The sequence below is a fragment of the Mesorhizobium sp. B1-1-1 genome, from assembly GCF_006442955.1.
Lineage (GTDB): Bacteria > Pseudomonadota > Alphaproteobacteria > Rhizobiales > Rhizobiaceae > Mesorhizobium.
Window position 1 is genome coordinate 323,257 of the sequence record NZ_VFWW01000004.1, and the last position, 17,145, is coordinate 340,401.

The following is a 17,145-nucleotide window of genomic DNA, read 5'->3' on the forward strand; positions in this document are numbered from 1 at the left end:
CCGCGATCGGGCTGGACGGCGAACGCGCGCGCCACCGACCTCCCCCTCGATGGGGGAGGTCGCGGCGAAGTCGCGGGTGGCTGCACTGGTACGGGCCGCAGCGCTGACCCCCACCCCGACATTGCGCGCCGACCCTCCCCACAAGGGGAGGGTGAAGAAAATCATCGCCCGCCGATGACGCCGATATAGTCCGACACCCAGCGGTAATAGGGCACACACTGGTCGTTCTGGGTGGCGCATTTGGTCACCGGCGTCTTCCAGAACTTGATCTTGTCGAAATTTTCGTAGCCGTTGGTCTTGCAGCCTTCGTCGGTCAGCAGCTCGTTGCCCTTGCAGGCGGCGGGGACGACCGGCAGCGAGCCGAACCAGGCCGAGACGTCGCCCTGCACCTTGGGCGAAAGCGAGTGTTCGAGCCACATATAGGCGCAGTTCGGATGTGCCGCGTCGGCCTCCATCATGGTGGTGTCGGCCCAGCCGGTCACGCCTTCCTCCGGCACGGTCGAGGCGACCGGCTTCTTGGCGGCGACCAGCGTGTTGACCTGGTATGGCCACGAACCGGAGGCAACCACGCCTTCGTTCTGGAAATCGTCGACCTGGATGGCGGCGTCGTGCCAGTAGCGGCCGACCAGCGTGCGCTGGACGCGCAGCAACTCGAGCGCGGCCTTGTATTGGTCCTCGTTCAACTCGTAGGGGTCCTTGATGCCGAGCTCCGGCTTGTGGAACATCAGGTAGTTGGCGGCATCGGCGATGTGGATCGGGCCGTCATAGGCCTGGACGCGGCCCTTGTTTGATTTGCCGTCCGGCAGCTTCATCTCCTCGAAGACGATGTTCCAGCTCTTGGGCGCTTCCTTGAAGACATCGGTATTGTACATCAGGACGTTCGGCCCCCACTGGTAGGGGACCCCATAATGAACCTTGTCGACGGTGAACCAGGGGGCGTCCTTGATGCGGTCGTCGACCGTCTTCCAACTCGGGATGAGATCGGTATTGATCGGCTGCACGCGCTTGCCGGCAACGAGGCGCAGCGATGCATCGCCCGAAGCGGTGACGAGGTCGAAGCCGCCCTCGTTCATCAGCGAGACCATCTCGTCCGACGTGTTGGCGGTCTTGACGTTGACCTTGCAGCCGCTTTCCTTCTCGAAGGCGGTGACCCAGTCATAGCCCTTGTCGGTCTCGCCACGCTCGATATAGCCCGGCCAGGCGACGATATTGACCTCGCCTTCACCCTTGCCGAGTTCCGTGACCTGAGCGATGGCCTGGCCGGAGAAGGTCAGCGCGACCGTCAATGCAGTGCATGACTTCAGGAATGAATTCATCGTCGATCTCCCATTGATAGGGCCCGCGCTTCGGCGGCGGCTTTGTTCCCTGACGCGAAGGTGCTGTGAAAATCCCGGTTTCGCAAATTCATTTATCAGAAGGGGGATATCGGTTTTTCCGATAGATCAGCGGCCGTTCTTGTCGGGGCGCTGGCGAACCATGCGCTGCGACTGCGCGAGGCCGATGAAATCGCGCGCAGCCTGTGGCAGGCCGGAGCCGCGGCGCCAGACCATCCCGACCTGGACGACGGGTAGGGCACCGGAGACGTCGCGCGATTCGATGCGGTCGCCTTCCAGCGACCATGGCCGGTAGACGAGGTCGGGCAGCAGCGCCACGCCCGCGCCGGTGGCGACAAGGCTGCGCACCGCTTCGACCGAACGGGTGCGGAAGGCGACATGCGGCTTGGCGCCGATTGCCGTCAGCAGCTTGCCGGTGTTCTCCTCGATCTCGTCGACGGTCAGCATGATCAGCGGCTCCGAAGCGATGTCGCCGATGCCGATGATGTCGGCGCCGGCGAGCGGATGCCCGAGCGGCAGCCACAGGCGGTAAGCCGAGACTTCGAGGATTTCGGATTGCAGCGCGGTTCGGTCGCGCAGATTGGACGTGACCATGACCGCGATGTCCAGCTTGCCACCGATCAGCAGATGCTCGAGATAGTCGCCATTGTCCTCGATTGCCGAGACCTCGACGCCGGGATAGGCACGACGGTAGCGGGCAAGCAGGTCCGACAGCACATAGCCGGCGACCAGCGAGGTGACGCCGAGCTGCAGCCTGCCGCCCGCTGTCGCCTGCTCGCCGAGGAAGGCGCGGCGCGCATCGGACACATCGGCCAGGATCTTGGTGGCGTGACGCAGGAACTGGTGGCCCTTGTGGGTGATGTTGAGGCCGCGCGGATGGCGGTCGAACAATTCGACGCCGAGATCGCCTTCGAGCTCCTTGATCGCTTCGGTGACCGAGGATTGCGAAATGGAGAGGTTCTGCGCGGCACCCGACACCGTGCCCTGCTCGGCAACGGCGATGAAGAACTGCAACTGGCGGATGGTGAAAGCCATGGCCGGACTAAACACGGCGGGGACGATACTGGGAAGTGGAAACGGATCGGCAACTTGACGGCCCCCAGAATCGTAACTAAATGAGTTACATGAAACGCAACAGCCGGCTGTCTTCCACCTTGCACATTCTGGTCCACATGGCCGAGAAGCCCGAGCGGGCGCTGACCTCGGAGCAGCTTGCCACCTTCATCCATACCAATCCGGTCGTGGTGCGCCGCACCATCGCCGGATTGCGGGATGCCGGCATCGTCACCTCGTCACGCGGACATGGCGGCGGCTGGCTGCTCGGGCGCCCGCCCGACGAGATCTCGCTGGCCGAAATCAGCGCCGCGCTTGGCGAGACGCTGCTGCCGTTCGGCACCGAGCCGGAGAGCCCCGGCTGCCTCGTCGAGCAGGCGGTGATCGCCGTGCTCGACGATTTTCGCATCGCGGCGGAGAAGCTGCTGGCGGAGAAGCTCAGCCGCATCACGCTGGCCGATCTGACCGCCGATTTCCGCCGCCGTTACGACCTCATCGGAGTCTCCAGCCATGCAGTATGATCTTGCCGTCGTCGGCGGCAGCTTTGCCGGCCTGTCCGCCGCCATCCAGGCGGCGCGGGCCCGGCGCAACGTCCTGGTGATCGACGCCGGCCAGCCCCGAAATCGCTTTGCCGCGCATTCGCACGGTTTCCTCGGCCAGGACGGGCGCACACCCGGCGCCATCCTGGACGAGGCAAGACGGCAATTGCTGGCTTATCCGACGGCTCGCCTTGTCAACGGACGTGCGAATAAGGCGATCGCCAACAACAGCAGCGACTTCGAAATCAGCACAGAGGGCGGCGAGACCTTCGGCGCCGCGCGGCTGGTTCTGGCCACCGGCGTGCGCGACATCCTGCCGGAAGTTCCCGGGCTTGCCGAGCAGTGGGGCAAGACCGTGCTGCACTGCCCCTATTGCCACGGCTACGAGGTTTCCGGCGGGCCGCTTGGCGTGCTGGCGACCGGGCCCATGTCCCTGCATCAGGCGCAGTTGATCGCCGACTGGGGCGACGTCACGCTGTTCGGCAATCGCCTGATCGAGCCCGATGCCGAACAGATGTCTGCCCTGGAAGGCAAGAATGTGAGGTTCGAACCCGCTGCGGTCGCCGAACTGCGACAGGATGGCACGGGCGGCTTGACGGTGATCCTCGACGGCGGCCGAAAGGCCGGGGTTCGCGCGATATTCACCGCGCCGCGCAATACAATGGCGAGCCCGATGGCCGAACAGCTCGGTTGCGGCTTCACGGACGGTCCCCTCGGCCCGGTGATATCAATCGATGACAGGCAGCAGACGACGGTTCCCGGCGTCTTCGCCGCCGGGGACGCGTCACGCGCGATGCACAACATCGCCTTCGCCGTATCGGGCGGCGCCTTCGCCGGCATATGCGCCCACCAGTCGCTGGTATTCGGTTAGCTCAGGCTGCCTCGCCCGCGACGCTGAGCCGCGCGCCGGCCTGCGCCAGGCCAGCAGCGATGTCGCGCGGCGGCGGCCGGTCGGTGGCGAGCTCGGAAAAGCCATCGAAGCCGCAGACCTGGACCAGGCCTTGGCGCCCGAACTTGGAATGATCGGTGACGACGAGCGAACGCTGGCCGCGCGACAGCACCATGCGGGCGAACTCGGCCTCGTCGAGATCGTAATCCATGACACCCGTCACCGCATCGACGGCACCCGTCGAGATCACCGCATGGCTGACCGAGAAGCGGCTGACGAAGTCGATGGCCGAGGCGCCGAAGGCGGCGCCGGAATCGCTGCGCAGCTCACCGCCGGCCATGTAGACCTTGTTGCCGTTGACGGTGGCCAGCGTGCGGGCGATGTCGGATGAGTTGGTGACGACCGTCAGCCGCCGATGGCCGAGCAGTTCACGCGCCAGGAACGAGGTGGTCGTTCCCGTGTCGAGCATGATCGATTCGCCGTCGCGGATGGTGGCGGCGACCATGCGGGCGATGAGGCGCTTGGCCTCGGCGTTCTCTCGCATGCGCCGTTCGAACGGCGCTTCGCCGATCGTCGACGGCAGGCCGACGGCGCCATGCATCTTCAGGAGCGAGCCGTCGCTGGTGAGGGGCTTGACGTCGCGGCGCACGGTCTCCAGCGAAACGCCCAGCCGGTCGGCCAGGCTGGCGATGGTGACGGTGCCTTCCTCCTGCAGAAACCGCAGGATTTCGCCGTGCCGCTTGGAATGGCTCATCGGGTCATTTCCAGTCGCGCCATGATCCAGTGACCGCTTCTATGGCAAATCTGCCGCATATTACAAGGAATCTCGAAAGAATACGGGCAGGAAAGCAGAAAAAGCCACAGAATCTCGTTGACAACGTGGCTTACCCGGCGTGACACTGATGCCGTGTCAGGCTCGCACTGCCACGGAAAAGCGATAGCGGAGCCTGATCCGAATTTGTGTGCCCCAAGGTCTGGAAACTGCCTGACGCGAGGGCGACTGGAAGAATTTTCTCATCCGCGGGGGCGGATGCCGGCCTCGAAGAGCCCGGCACGTGGGGCTCGTCGGTGCGGCGCGGGATACCGATCCCGAATGCCGCGCCGGCGAGGTCTTTGCCAGAACGAGCGTCCGGACAAACGGCGGGTCGCCACGGCGGCGCCGCCCCGTCGGCGCCTTGCCGTACGAAGGGCGAATTCATGACGGCCGAGGACCGCATCCGCGCCCTGCCTTGCTGGACAGGCAGCGTCGAGATCGAGCCGCTGCCCGGCGGGCTGAGCAATGCCAATTATCGGGTTAAGGACGCGGCCGGGAGGCATGTCGTGCGTTTCGGCAGGGACTATCCCTTCCACCACGTCTTTCGCGAGCGTGAGGTGATGACCGCACGCGCCGCGCATGCCGCCGGTTTCGCGCCGGCGGTCCGCCATGCCGAACCCGGCATTCTCGTGACGGAGTATCTCGGCGCCAAGACCTGTCTGGCTGAGGACGTGCGCGCCAATCTCGGCCGTGTCGCCGCCCTGATGCGCGGCTTTCACCGCGAGATGCCCAACCACGTCTCCGGTGCCGGCTTCATGTTCTGGGTGTTCCACGTCATCCGCGACTATGCGCGCACGCTGGAGGACGCCGGCAGCCGCAAGGCGAGCGACCTGCCGCGTCTGCTGATGCTGGCCGACGAGCTCGAACGCGCCCAGAAACTGCTGCCGATCGTGTTCGGCCACAATGATCTTTTGCCGGCGAATATTCTCGACGACGGCAGCAGGCTATGGCTGATCGACTTCGAATATGCCGGCTTCAATACCGCGATGTTCGACCTTGCCGGCGTCGCCTCGAACGCCGGCATGAGCGACGAGGAATCCTTCGCCTTCCTGACCGCTTATTTCATGAAGGAGCCGGACGAGGCGATCCGCCGCTCGCATGCAGCCATGCAATGCGCCTCGCTGCTGCGCGAGGCGATGTGGAGCATGGTTTCGGAACTCTACCTCGACGTGCCCGGCATCGACTACGTCGCCTACACGGAAGAGAACCTGACGCGGCTCGATGCCGCGCTGGAAAACTACCGGACAAAATACGGGACCTGAATTCATGACCTTGCCAACCCAGGCAGCGATCGTCGTCATCGGCGGCGGCATTATCGGCTGCTCGACGGCCTACCATCTGGCCCGCGACCACAAGGCAGATGTGGTGCTGCTCGAACAGGGCAAGCTGACCTCGGGCTCGACCTGGCACGCCGCCGGCCTGGTCGGGCAGCTGCGCTCGTCGGCCTCGATCACCCGCGTGCTCAAATATTCGGTCAACCTCTACAAGGGCCTGGAGGCCGAGACCGGCCTTGCCACCGGCTGGAAGATGAGCGGGTGCCTGCGCCTTGCCACCAATGCCGACCGCTGGACCGAGTACGAGAGGCTGGCGACGACAGCCAAGAGCTTTGGCATGGACATGCAGTTGCTGTCGCCGGCGGAGGTCAAGAACATGTGGCCGCTGATGGAAACCGGCGATCTCGTCGGCGCTTCCTGGCTGCCGACCGACGGTCAGGCGAGCCCATCCGACGTCACCCAGTCGCTGGCCAAGGGCGCGCGCATGCATGGCGCAAGGCTTTACGAGGAAGTCCGCGTCACCGGCTTCGAGATCAAAGGCGGCCGCATCATTGCGGTGAAGACCAACATGGGCGACATCGCCTGCGACAAGGTGGTGAACTGCGCAGGACAATGGGCACGGCAGGTTGGCGCCATGGCCGGCATCAACGTGCCGCTGCAGCCGGTGAAGCACCAGTTTATCGTCACCGAGAAGATCGACGGGCTCGCGACCGATGTCCCGACCATCCGCGACCCGGACCGGCGCACCTATTTCAAGGAAGAGGTCGGCGGGCTGGTGATGGGCGGCTATGAGCCAAACCCGCAGGCCTGGACGACTGATCTCCCCGGAGGCGACGTGCCCAATGACTGGGAGTTCCGGCTGTTCGACGACGACTATGATCATTTCGAACAGCATATGAGCCAGGCGATCGCGCGCGTGCCGGCGCTGGAAGCCGTCGGCGTCAAGCAGATGATCAACGGGGCCGAGAGTTTCACGCCGGACGGCAATTTCATCCTCGGCGTGGCGCCCGAATGCGCCAACATGTTCGTCGGCGCCGGCTTCAACGCCTTCGGCATCGCTTCGGGCGGCGGCGCCGGCTGGGTGCTGGCGCAATGGGTGGTCGATGGCGAGGCGCCGTTCGATCTGTGGGTCGTCGACATCAGGCGCTTTTCCAGCCTGCACCGCGACCGGCATTGGGTCCGCGAGCGCACGCTGGAAGCCTATGGCAAGCACTACACGATCGGCTTTCCACATGAGGAGTATCTCTCCGGCAGGCCGCGCATCGTTTCGCCGCTGTACAACAGGCTGAAACAGCATCGCGCCGTGTTCGGTTCGAAGCTCGGCTGGGAGCGGCCGAACTGGTTCGCCCCCGAAGGTGTCGAGCCGCGTGACGTCTATTCCATGGGCCGGCAGAATTGGTTTTCAGCCGTCGGCGACGAACATCGCCATGTGCGCGAGAAGGTCGGCATCTTCGACCAGTCGTCCTTCGCCAAATACGAGCTGACCGGGCCCGACGCGCCGAAGGCGCTGGACTGGATCTGCGCCAATGACGTCAACAAGCCGGCCGGCCGGCTGACCTATACGCAGCTTCTCAACACGCGCGGCGGCATAGAGGCCGATCTCACCGTGTCGCGGTTCGGCGAGGACAGGTTCTATATCGTTACCGGCACGGGCTTCCGCACCCATGACCTGTCCTGGATCAGCGACCATGTCGAAAAGGAGCTCGACATCACGCTCACCGACGTCACCGAGGATTTCGGCACGCTGTCGCTGATGGGACCGCGCGCCCGCGAAGTGCTGGCCGGCGTGACCGATGCCGACGTTTCCAACAGCGGTTTCCCATTCGGCCATGCCCGCGAGATTGTCGTTGCCGGCCACACCGTGCGGGCGTTGCGCGTCACCTATGTCGGGGAACTCGGCTGGGAGTTGCACGTGCCGATCTCCGCAACCGGCGAGATCTTCGACGCGTTGATGTCGGCAGGCAAGCAACATGATATCCGCCCGGTCGGCTACCGGGCCCTGGAATCGCTGCGACTGGAAAAGGGCTATCGCGCCTGGGGCTCCGATATCACCCCCAACGACACGCCGCTGGAAGCCGGCCTCGGCTGGGCGGTGAAGCTTCGCAAGAACACGGATTTCGTAGGGCGGCGCGCCTTGGAGAAAATCACTGGCGGGCCATTGAAGAAGCGTTTCGCCGGCTTCACGGTCGACGATCAGGACGTCGTGCTCGTCGGGCGCGAGACGATCCTGCGCAATGGCGAGCCGGTCGGCTATCTCAGCAGCGGCGGCTATGGCTACACCGTGGAGAAGAACATCGGCTACGGCTATGTGCGCAATGCCGACGGCGTGAGCGACGATTTTCTCGCCTCGGGCCGCTATGAGCTGGTCGTGGCGATGCAGCGCACGCCGGCAAAGATCCATCTCGAGCCGATGTATGATCCGGCCGGGAACAGGATCAAAGCCTGATCAGTTCACACGCAAGGCGAGGCAGCGGCTGGGCACCGTGTCGGCCTCGCCCGGCATCGAGACGTACGGGCGCGTTTCCTCGATGCGGGTGACCAGCCCCTGCGCCTCCAGCTCCGCGACCCGCGCGTTAAAGCCCAGATCCCAGATCGTATTCTTGACCGTCAGCACGATCACGCCGCCCGGCCGGCAGATGCGGATCAGTTCGTCCAGCCCTTCGGCACCGACATGGCCCGAGGTAAAGACGCCGGCCGAGATCACCCCGGCATAGGCATTGTCGGCAAAGGGCAGCGGCCCGCCAAGCGCCAGGCAATGCAGGGCCGAATAGACGCCCTTGCGCTCTGCCTGATCCAGCATGCCTTGCGAGATGTCGAGCGCCTCGACCTCGGGATAGCCGGCAATGTCGAGCCATTCGCCGATGAGCCCGGTGCCGGCCCCGGCATCGAGCAGCGGGGCCGAGCCACGCGGCAGATGCCTTGCCAGCAAGGCCAGGCAGATGGTGGGATGACGATAGCCGGCGGCCGACATGTCGCTGTCGTAGGTCTGCGACCAACGGTCATAGAGCGCCGCCACGTCTTCCGGGCGCTTGGCCGCGTAGGCAGCGCCAAGCGCGCCCTTATGCTTGCTGTCGGTCACTTTCGTCCTGTCCGCCATGCCCTAAATTGGTCTCGCACGGATGATAGCCAAAGCACGAATTTTGTGGAACCGTCTCTGCGACAAATAACAGCGGGGGAGCGGGCATGACAATGGACGAGGCACGGACAAAACTTGCCGCCATTCCCATGCTGGCCGGCTATAACGGGACGCTGGAGCGGCTTGGCGGCCTCACCAACCTGGTTTTCAAGGCCGGGGACTTCTGCCTGCGCATTCCAGGCAAAGGCACCGAGGAATATATCAACCGCGCCAATGAGGCGGTGGCGGCGCGCGAGGCGGCTAAGGCAGGCGTCAGCCCCGAGGTGCTGCATGTCGATCCGGGCACCGGCGTGATGGTGACGCGCTTCATCGCCGGCGCCGTAACCATGTCGCCGGAAAAATTCAGGGTTCGGCCGGGCAGCCCGGCGCGTGCGGGAGAGGCCTTCCGCAAGCTGCATTCGTCCGGTGCGGTGTTTCCGTTCCGTTTCGAACTGTTCGCGATGATCGATGACTATCTGAAGGTGCTGTCGACCAAGGAGGTCGCCCTGCCCGCCGGCTATCACGACGTGGTGCGCGAGGCCGGTGGCGTGCGCGCGGCGCTGTCGGCCCACCCGCTGCCCGTCGTCGCCTGTCATTGCGACCCGCTGTGCGAGAATTTTATCGATGCGGGTGACAGGATGTGGATCGTCGACTGGGAATATTCAGGAATGAACGATCCGCTCTGGGATCTTGGCGACCTCTCCGTCGAAGGCAAGTTCGATGCCGCGCAGGACGAGGAGATGATGCGCGCCTATTTCGGCGGCGAGGCGAAACCGGCGGAGCGCGGCCGCATCGTCATCTACAAGGGGATGTGCGACCTGTTGTGGACACTGTGGGGACTGATCCAGCTCGCCAACGACAATCCCGTCGACGATTTTCGGGCCTATGCCGACGGCCGCTTCGCGCGCTGCAAGGCGCTGATGGAGACGCCGGAATTTTCACGGCACCTGGCGGCGATCCGCGAGGGCTAATTCACGCCCTTCGGCACGTTTTCAGGCGGCACCGTCGTGTCGACCACCTTCTGGCGATGGAAGATGAACAAGCCGGCCAGCACGACGATGACCGAGCCGATGAGGATGCGCGGGCCGGGAACGTCGCCGAAGAACGCCAGCCCGAAGACCACCGCCCATAGAAGCAGCGTGTAGTGCAGCGGCGCCAACGTCGAGGCCGGGGCCAGCTTGAGCGCCCGCGTGATCATCAGATGGGCACCGCAGGAGACGATGCCGAGCAGCAGCATGGCGCCGAAATCGAGCGCCGACGGCGTGTGCCAGGCGCCGATGGTCAGGGCGCCGCCGACCAGCAGCGTGCCGATGGTCTGCCATGTCACCAGATTGGTGTCGCTGGTGCCGCGCAAGCGCCGGTTGAGGATGATGGCGAAAGCGAAGGCAATGCTGCCCGCCAGCGCGAAGCCCGACGACAGCGAGAAAGCCGCCGAGGAGGGCTTGAGCATGATCAGCACGCCGCAGAAGCCGAGCAGGATCGCCATCCAGCGGCGCCAGCCGACCTTCTCGCCAAGCAGGAGATGCGAGAGTGCCGCCACATAGATCGGCCCGGCCATATAGAAGCTCATCACATCCGCAAGCGGCAGATAGACGACGGCGGCATAGAAGAGCCCGGTATCGAGCGTGGTCATGATGACGCGCAGGACCTGCAATTCGGGCCTTTCCATGCGGAACAGCTTGGCGGCGCCCTGGTGGGCGATCATCGGACCGAGCACGAAAAACGCGCCGATCGACCTGATCAGAACCACCTGGCCGACGGAAAAGCTGGCGACCAGCCATTTGCCCATGGCGTCGTTGAGCGCAAACAGGAAGTCGCCGGCCAGCATCAGCAGAATGCCGGCCAGAAGCACGTTCCTGATTGTGGTATTCTGCGCCACGGGTTGCGTCATGCCGATCCCGATTCCTTGCCTGTCTAGAGCGGTTCACCGTTTACGAAAACGGCGAACCGCTCTATCTCTTTATTTCGCGCAATTCCGGACGGAAAACCGTACACACTTTTCCTGGAATTGCTCCAGGCCGCGTCGTAGACGGAAGCGGCCGTTTTGACGAGGAGAAATCCGGGAATCGGCAAGGCCAGCGCCGGAAATCGGCTGGGTCTAGGACGATACGTGCCGCCGGTTCACCAATGCCGGCCTGCCGGGGATGGCAAGCCTGGTGTCCTGCCTGGTTCGTTCCGCCACCACTTTGCCCCTGGCGATGACGCAAATGCGTTCGGGGCGCAGGCGAATGGCCTCGACCGGATTGCCGGCGTCGAGAACGACCAGGCTGGCGCGCTTGCCGACGGCGAGGCCCAGATGATCGAGCCCCATGATGGCGGCATTGACGGTGGTGACCATGTCGAAACAGCGCGCCATGTCGGCCGGGCTCGACATCTGGGCGACGTGAAGCCCCATGAAGGCGACGTCGAGCATGTCGGCGGTGCCCAGCGAATACCAGGGATCGAGCACGCAATCCTGGCCCCAGCCGACGCGGATGCCCAGCGCCAGCATCTCCTTGACCCGGGTCATGCCGCGGCGCTTGGGAAACGTGTCGTGGCGCCCCTGCAGCATGATGTTGATCAAAGGATTGGGGATGACGGAGACGCCCGCCTCGGCGATCAGCGGCAGGAGTTTCGAGACGTAGTAATTGTCCATGGAATGCATCGAGGTAAGATGCGAGCCGGCCACCTTGCCCTGAAGGCCGAGACGCTGCGTCTCATAGGCCAGTTGCTCGATGTGACGCGACAGCGGGTCGTCGGTCTCGTCGCAATGCAGGTCGACCATCAGGCCGCGTTTTGCCGCGATCTCGCAAAGCTCGGTCACCGAGCGGGTGCCGTCGGCCATGGTGCGCTCGAAATGCGGAATGCCGCCGACGATATCGACACCCAGATCCAGCGCGCGGATGGTGTTTTCCCGTGCACCGGGCGAGCGGTAGAGCCCATCCTGTGGAAAGGCGACCAATTGCAGGTCGATATAGGGCGCCACCGTCTTCTTGACATCGAGCAGCGCCTCGACCGCCAGCAGCCTGTCGTCGCAAACGTCGACATGGGTGCGGATGGCGAGCAATCCCATCGACACCGCCCAGTCGCAATAGGCGAGCGCGCGATCGCGCACCGCCTCATGCGTCAGGAGCGGCTTCAGTTCGCCCCACAGAGCAATGCCTTCAAGCAGCGTGCCCGAGGCGTTTATCCGCGGAATGCCGTAGGAAAGCGTCGCATCCATATGGAAGTGCGGGTCGACGAACGGCGCAGAGACCAGATTGCCCCGCGCGTCAATCGTCGTGCCGGCGTTGCCATCGAGCTTCGGCTCGATCGTCGCGATCGTCTCGCCGACGATGCCGATGTCGGCAACCCTGCCGTCAGGCAGTGTGCCGCCGCGAACGATAAGGTCGAAATCCATCTGTGTCGTCCCCGAAGAATCAGCACCTGTCGGCTGCCGCCGTGATCGCGGTGGGCGAAAAATCTTGCCACGTGGCGCCGCCCCTCATCCGCCTGCCGGCACCTTCTCCCCGTATAGAGACGGGGAGAAGGGAGATGCTGCGACCTCGCCGCCATTTTTGCAACGTCTACAATTGGCGAAATCTTTGGTTATAGCCCTTTCTCCCCGTCACTTACGGGGAGAAATGTCCGGCAGGACAATGAGGGGCAGCACGAACCTGGCCGATTCGAGCGCTACTCCGGAACGTGCCTCACCGCACCCTTGTCGGCGCTGGTGGCGAAGGCGGCGTAGGCGCGCAACGCGGTCGTCACCTTGCGCTTGCGTTTTTCTTCGGGCTTCCAGGCCAGGGCGCCCTTGGCCGCCATCGCCGCCCGGCGGCTGGCGAGCTCCTCATCGCTCACGGCGAGGCGGATCGAGCGGTTGGGGATGTCGATCTCAATCGTGTCGCCTTCCCGCACCAGCCCGATCGTGCCGCCTTCGGCGGCTTCCGGCGAGACATGGCCGATCGAGAGCCCCGACGTGCCGCCGGAGAAGCGCCCGTCGGTGATCAGCGCGCAAGCTTTGCCCAAGCTTTTCGATTTCAAATAGCTGGTCGGATAGAGCATTTCCTGCATGCCGGGGCCGCCGCGCGGTCCTTCATAGCGGATGACGACGACGTCGCCGGCCTTGATCTCATTCGAGAGAATCGCCTTGACCGAGGCATCCTGGCTTTCGAACACCCGCGCCGGGCCGGTGAATTTCAGGATCGACTCGTCGACGCCGGCCGTCTTCACGATGCAGCCGTCGAGCGCCAGGTTGCCCTTGAGCACGGCAAGGCCGCCGTCTTTGGAAAAAGGCGTCTTCGCCGAGCGGATAACGCCCGTCTCGCGGTCCAGATCGAGCTCGTCCCAGCGACGATCCTGGCTGAAGGCGACCTGCGTCGGCACGCCGCCGGGCGCGGCGAGGAAGAAATCTCGCACGTTCTGGCTTGAGGTGCGCGAAATATCCCAATGATCGAGCGCCTCGCCGAGGCTTGATGTGTGCACGGTCGACAGGTCGCGGTTGATCAGTCCGGCTTGGTCGAGCTGGCCGAGGATCGCCATGATGCCGCCGGCGCGGTGGACGTCCTCCATGTGCACGTCGGACTTGGCCGGCGCCACCTTGCACAGCACGGGCACCCGCCGCGACAGCCGGTCGATATCCTCCATGGTGAAGTCGACCTCACCCTCATGCGCCGCGGCCAGGATGTGCAGCACGGTGTTGGTCGAGCCACCCATCGCGATGTCGAGCGTCATGGCGTTCTCGAACGCGCCCTTTGAAGCGATGCTGCGCGGCAGCGCCGTCTCGTCGTCCTGCTCGTAGTAGCGTTGGGCGAGATCGACGATCAAGTGTCCGGCCTCGACGAACAGCCGCTTGCGGTCGGCGTGCGTCGCCAGTGTCGAACCGTTGCCCGGCAGCGACAGGCCGAGCGCTTCGGTCAGGCAGTTCATCGAATTGGCGGTGAACATGCCCGAGCAGGAACCGCAGGTCGGGCAGGCGGAGCGCTCGATGACCTTGACGTCCTCGTCGGAGATCTTGTCGTCGGCGGCGGCGACCATGGCGTCGACCAAGTCGAGCGCCTGCGCCTTTCCGGCGAGCACCACCTTGCCCGCTTCCATCGGCCCGCCGGAGACGAAGACGGTCGGGATGTTGAGGCGCAGCGAGGCCATCAGCATGCCGGGCGTGATCTTGTCGCAATTGGAGATACAGACCATGGCGTCGGCGCAGTGGGCGTTGACCATGTACTCGACGGAATCGGCGATCAGTTCGCGCGACGGCAGCGAATAGAGCATGCCGTCATGGCCCATGGCGATGCCGTCATCGACGGCGATGGTGTTGAATTCCTTGGCGACGCCGCCGGCCTTCTCGATCTCGCGCGCGACCAGCTGGCCGAGATCCTTCAGGTGGACGTGGCCCGGCACGAACTGGGTAAAGGAGTTGACCACGGCGATGATCGGCTTGCCGAAATCGCTGTCCTTCATGCCGGTGGCGCGCCAGAGGCCGCGGGCGCCGGCCATGTTGCGGCCATGGGTGGTGGTGCGGGAGCGATAGGCAGGCATGAACTTTCCTTAGCTGGCTGGCTGCGCCCGATGCGGAGCGTCGCGGCCCTGAATATGGATCGCAGGCGTTATAGACCGGCAATTATTGTCTGGCCACATTTTTGCAATGCGCCAGATTCTCCAGAAAAATTCAGAGTTTGCGAAAAAGATCGCCTCCCGTGTCGGATCGCCTGCCGGACGCCCGTCCTTGGATCAACGGCAAGGGAGTGGGACCATTTTCTCAGACAGCCGTTCCATTGTAGCAGCAAGAAGCAACCGAGGAGCACGACATGCAAAAGATCACCACCTGCCTGTGGTTCGATGGACAGGCCGAAGAGGCGATGAACCACTATGTCTCCATCTTCAAGAATTCGAAGGTTCTGAGCGTCATGCGTTGGCCCAAGGGCCACGCCGATGAAGGCAAAGTGCTGCTGACCACGTTCGAGCTCGACGGCGTGCCGTTCCAGGCACTCAACGGCGGACCGCAATTCAAGTTCAACGAGGCGATGTCGCAGTCGATCGACTGCAAGACGCAGGAAGAGGTCGACTATTTCTGGGAGAGGCTCACCGAGGGCGGCGAGCCCGGCCCGTGCAGCTGGCTGAAGGACAAGTTCGGCGTCTCCTGGCAAGTCGTGCCGGAACAGCTGCCGCGCCTGCTACAGGATCCGGACCGGGAAAAGGCCGGCCGGGTGATGAGTGCGATGATGAAGATGGGCAAGATCGACATCGCCAAGATCGAAGAGGCGGCGAAGGGGTGAGAAGTGGTCCGCGTAAGCGGACGGAAAGCCAATTGATTGGCTTTTCCGAGCTTCGAACGCCCTGAGCCTGCGAAGGGCAGGGCTGTCCATTGATTTTTGAGGCCGGCGCTGCCCCTCATCCGCCCTTCGGGCACCTTCTCCCGTGAACGGGGAGAAGGGAAGACCGCCCCTCAAGCCGCCTTGTCGCGGACCTGATAGTCCTTGATCGTGGCGAAGCGGATCGCTTTCCAGCGCTCGGCTTCGTAGTTCAGCGAGAAGGCGTGCTGGGCGAGGAACACCGGGTCGTTGTCGAGGTCGCGGGCGATGTCGCCGCGATGGGCTTCGATGAAGCGCTGCACTTCCGTCTTGTCGTCGGCCGATATCCAGCGGCAGACCGAAAAACGCGACATCTCGAATTCGACCGGCAGTGTGTATTCGAAGTTCAGCCGCTCCTTCAGCACGTCGAGCTGCAGCGCACCGACGACGCCGACGATGGCCGGCGAGCCGTCTTCCGGCGAAAACAGCTGCACGACGCCCTCCTCCGCCATCTGGTGCAGCGCCTCCTTCAGCTTCTTGGCCTTCATCGCATCACCGAGCCGCACACGACGCAGGATTTCCGGGGCGAAGTTCGGCACGCCGCGGAACAGGATTTCCTCGCCCTCGGTCAGCGTGTCGCCGATGCGCAGCGTGCCGTGGTTGGGGATGCCGACGACGTCGCCGGCAAAGGCCTCGTCGGCGGTGACGCGGGTGCGGGCGAAGAAGAATTGCGGCGCAGACAGGCTCATCGGCTTGCCGGTGCGCACCAGCTTGGCCTTCATGCCGCGCTCGAGCTTGCCCGAGCAGACGCGCACGAAGGCGATGCGGTCGCGGTGGTTGGGATCCATGTTGGCCTGGATCTTGAAAACGAAGGAGGTCATCTTGTCCTCGGTCGCCTCCACCATCCGGGTGTCGGCATCCTGCGCGCGCGGCGGCGGCCCGAAAGCGCCGAGCGCCTCGATCAGGTCGCGCACGCCGTAATTGCGCAGCGCCGAGCCGAAATAGACCGGCGTCAGATGGCCCTCGCGAAAGGCGTCGATGTCGAGCGGACGGCAGGCTTCGCGCGCGAGTTCCAGCTCCTCGATGAAGGCCTCGCGCTCGTTTTCCGGCAACAGGCCGGCGACGCGGTTGGAATCGGGACCGTTGACCGGAGTGCGTTCCTTCTCGTCATCGCCCTTGCGCACGGCGTTCAGCGCCAGGTGGTAAGTGCCCGAAAACGTCCTGCCGCGGCCGATCGGCCAGGTGATGGGCGCGGTATCGAGCGCCAGCTTCTGCTCGATTTCGTCCAGTATCTCGAAGGGATCGCGGCTCTCGCGGTCCATCTTGTTGACGAAGGTGATGATCGGGATGTCGCGCAGCCGGCAGACCTCGAACAGCTTCAGCGTGCGCGGCTCGATGCCCTTGGCGGCGTCGATGACCATGACCGCCGAGTCGACCGCCGACAGCGTGCGGTAGGTGTCGTCGGCGAAATCCTCGTGGCCGGGCGTGTCGAGCAGATTGAAGACATTGTCCTCATACTCGAACGTCATCACCGAGGTGACGACCGAAATGCCGCGTTCGCGCTCGATCTTCATCCAGTCCGATCGGGTCTGGATGCGGTCCTTCTTGGCCTTGACCTCGCCGGCAAGCTGGATGGCGCCACCGAACAGCAGCAGCTTTTCGGTGAGCGTCGTCTTGCCGGCGTCCGGGTGGGCGATGATCGCGAAAGTACGGCGGCGCGATACCGCCTGTTCGATGTCTTCAGCCAATTTATGGAATCCTGTCTGTGGCGCGGGCTTCTAGCAGCGCTTTCCCGGCCTGTCGAACAGATTTGCCCGGATTGGTCCGCCGGCTCTTGAGATAGGGACGACGCGATGGCATCAGAAGACCTGTTCGATGG

General features: G+C 64.2%; 14 protein-coding genes. 6 read left to right on the forward strand and 8 right to left on the reverse strand.

Features of this window, described 5'->3' with window-relative positions; genetic code table 11:
• Positions 1-161: 161 nt before the first annotated feature.
• Positions 162-1,316 (reverse strand): ABC transporter substrate-binding protein, encoded by a 1,155-nt coding sequence (locus FJ986_RS09850; RefSeq protein ID WP_140556826.1) that lies wholly within the window; start codon positions 1,314-1,316, stop codon positions 162-164.
• A 126-nt stretch (positions 1,317-1,442) separates the two neighbouring features.
• Entirely contained in the window at positions 1,443-2,369 is a 927-nt protein-coding gene (locus FJ986_RS09855) for a LysR substrate-binding domain-containing protein (protein WP_027023699.1), read from the reverse strand.
• A gap of 89 nt (positions 2,370-2,458) precedes the next feature.
• Between FJ986_RS09855 and FJ986_RS09860 the strand changes: the two genes are divergently transcribed.
• Positions 2,459-2,908, forward strand: coding sequence for an Rrf2 family transcriptional regulator (locus tag FJ986_RS09860; RefSeq protein ID WP_140513008.1), 450 nt, complete (start codon positions 2,459-2,461; stop codon positions 2,906-2,908).
• Positions 2,898-3,797: an NAD(P)/FAD-dependent oxidoreductase gene (locus tag FJ986_RS09865; RefSeq protein ID WP_140674142.1), complete on the forward strand. Its 900-nt coding sequence runs from the start codon at positions 2,898-2,900 to the stop codon at positions 3,795-3,797. The genes FJ986_RS09860 and FJ986_RS09865 overlap by 11 nt, the downstream gene beginning before the upstream one ends.
• A 1-nt stretch (position 3,798) precedes the next feature.
• Here FJ986_RS09865 and FJ986_RS09870 read toward each other — a convergent pair whose 3' ends face one another.
• Positions 3,799-4,569, reverse strand: coding sequence for a DeoR/GlpR family DNA-binding transcription regulator (locus tag FJ986_RS09870; protein WP_140497069.1), 771 nt, complete (start codon positions 4,567-4,569; stop codon positions 3,799-3,801).
• 443 nt (positions 4,570-5,012) lie between these two features.
• Between FJ986_RS09870 and FJ986_RS09875 the strand changes: the two genes are divergently transcribed.
• Positions 5,013-5,891 (forward strand): phosphotransferase family protein, encoded by an 879-nt coding sequence (locus tag FJ986_RS09875; RefSeq protein WP_140497071.1) that lies wholly within the window; start codon positions 5,013-5,015, stop codon positions 5,889-5,891.
• 4 nt (positions 5,892-5,895) lie between these two features.
• On the forward strand, positions 5,896-8,349 hold the full coding sequence (locus FJ986_RS09880; protein ID WP_140674144.1) for an FAD-dependent oxidoreductase: 2,454 nt from the start codon (positions 5,896-5,898) through the stop codon (positions 8,347-8,349).
• On the opposite strand, the gene FJ986_RS09885 is transcribed toward FJ986_RS09880, so the two are convergent.
• Positions 8,350-8,982 (reverse strand): class I SAM-dependent methyltransferase, encoded by a 633-nt coding sequence (locus tag FJ986_RS09885; protein WP_181165288.1) that lies wholly within the window; start codon positions 8,980-8,982, stop codon positions 8,350-8,352. It abuts the gene before it with no gap.
• 104 nt (positions 8,983-9,086) lie between these two features.
• On the opposite strand from FJ986_RS09885, the gene FJ986_RS09890 reads away from it, so the two are divergent.
• Positions 9,087-9,989, forward strand: a complete 903-nt coding sequence (locus FJ986_RS09890; RefSeq protein WP_140497077.1) for a phosphotransferase family protein — start codon at positions 9,087-9,089, stop codon at positions 9,987-9,989.
• On the opposite strand, the gene FJ986_RS09895 is transcribed toward FJ986_RS09890, so the two are convergent.
• From FJ986_RS09895 to ilvD, 3 genes are all read right to left on the reverse strand, one after another.
• Positions 9,986-10,909 (reverse strand): DMT family transporter, encoded by a 924-nt coding sequence (locus FJ986_RS09895; RefSeq protein ID WP_140497079.1) that lies wholly within the window; start codon positions 10,907-10,909, stop codon positions 9,986-9,988. The two genes, FJ986_RS09890 and FJ986_RS09895, sit on opposite strands and share 4 nt — an antisense overlap.
• 207 nt (positions 10,910-11,116) lie before the next feature.
• A complete protein-coding gene (locus FJ986_RS09900; protein ID WP_140674145.1) occupies positions 11,117-12,397 on the reverse strand; it encodes an amidohydrolase family protein in 1,281 nt (426 codons plus the stop codon).
• A 272-nt stretch (positions 12,398-12,669) separates the two neighbouring features.
• Complete coding sequence (ilvD, locus tag FJ986_RS09910) at positions 12,670-14,514, reverse strand: dihydroxy-acid dehydratase (protein WP_140664105.1); 1,845 nt, start codon at positions 14,512-14,514, stop codon at positions 12,670-12,672.
• 269 nt (positions 14,515-14,783) lie between these two features.
• Between ilvD and FJ986_RS09915 the strand changes: the two genes are divergently transcribed.
• Entirely contained in the window at positions 14,784-15,251 is a 468-nt protein-coding gene (locus tag FJ986_RS09915; protein ID WP_140497085.1) for a VOC family protein, read from the forward strand.
• Positions 15,252-15,421: 170 nt separating this feature from the next.
• Here FJ986_RS09915 and FJ986_RS09920 read toward each other — a convergent pair whose 3' ends face one another.
• Entirely contained in the window at positions 15,422-17,014 is a 1,593-nt protein-coding gene (locus FJ986_RS09920) for a peptide chain release factor 3 (protein WP_140497087.1), read from the reverse strand.
• Positions 17,015-17,145 lie beyond the last annotated feature (131 nt).

Bases quoted from the DNA above. Each gene is read 5' to 3' on its own strand.
- FJ986_RS09875 (WP_140497071.1), top strand. From the start codon at position 5,013: ATGACGGCCGAGGACCGCATCCGCGCCCTGCCTTGCTGGACAGGCAGC.
- FJ986_RS09870 (WP_140497069.1), bottom strand. From the start codon at position 4,569: ATGAGCCATTCCAAGCGGCACGGCGAAATCCTGCGGTTTCTGCAGGAG.
- FJ986_RS09860 (WP_140513008.1), top strand. From the start codon at position 2,459: ATGAAACGCAACAGCCGGCTGTCTTCCACCTTGCACATTCTGGTCCAC.
- FJ986_RS09895 (WP_140497079.1), bottom strand. From the start codon at position 10,909: ATGACGCAACCCGTGGCGCAGAATACCACAATCAGGAACGTGCTTCTG.
- FJ986_RS09915 (WP_140497085.1), top strand. From the start codon at position 14,784: ATGCAAAAGATCACCACCTGCCTGTGGTTCGATGGACAGGCCGAAGAG.
- FJ986_RS09900 (WP_140674145.1), bottom strand. From the start codon at position 12,397: ATGGATTTCGACCTTATCGTTCGCGGCGGCACACTGCCTGACGGCAGG.
- FJ986_RS09850 (WP_140556826.1), bottom strand. From the start codon at position 1,316: ATGAATTCATTCCTGAAGTCATGCACTGCATTGACGGTCGCGCTGACC.
- FJ986_RS09890 (WP_140497077.1), top strand. From the start codon at position 9,087: ATGACAATGGACGAGGCACGGACAAAACTTGCCGCCATTCCCATGCTG.
- ilvD (WP_140664105.1), bottom strand. From the start codon at position 14,514: ATGCCTGCCTATCGCTCCCGCACCACCACCCATGGCCGCAACATGGCC.
- FJ986_RS09865 (WP_140674142.1), top strand. From the start codon at position 2,898: ATGCAGTATGATCTTGCCGTCGTCGGCGGCAGCTTTGCCGGCCTGTCC.
- FJ986_RS09880 (WP_140674144.1), top strand. From the start codon at position 5,896: ATGACCTTGCCAACCCAGGCAGCGATCGTCGTCATCGGCGGCGGCATT.
- FJ986_RS09855 (WP_027023699.1), bottom strand. From the start codon at position 2,369: ATGGCTTTCACCATCCGCCAGTTGCAGTTCTTCATCGCCGTTGCCGAG.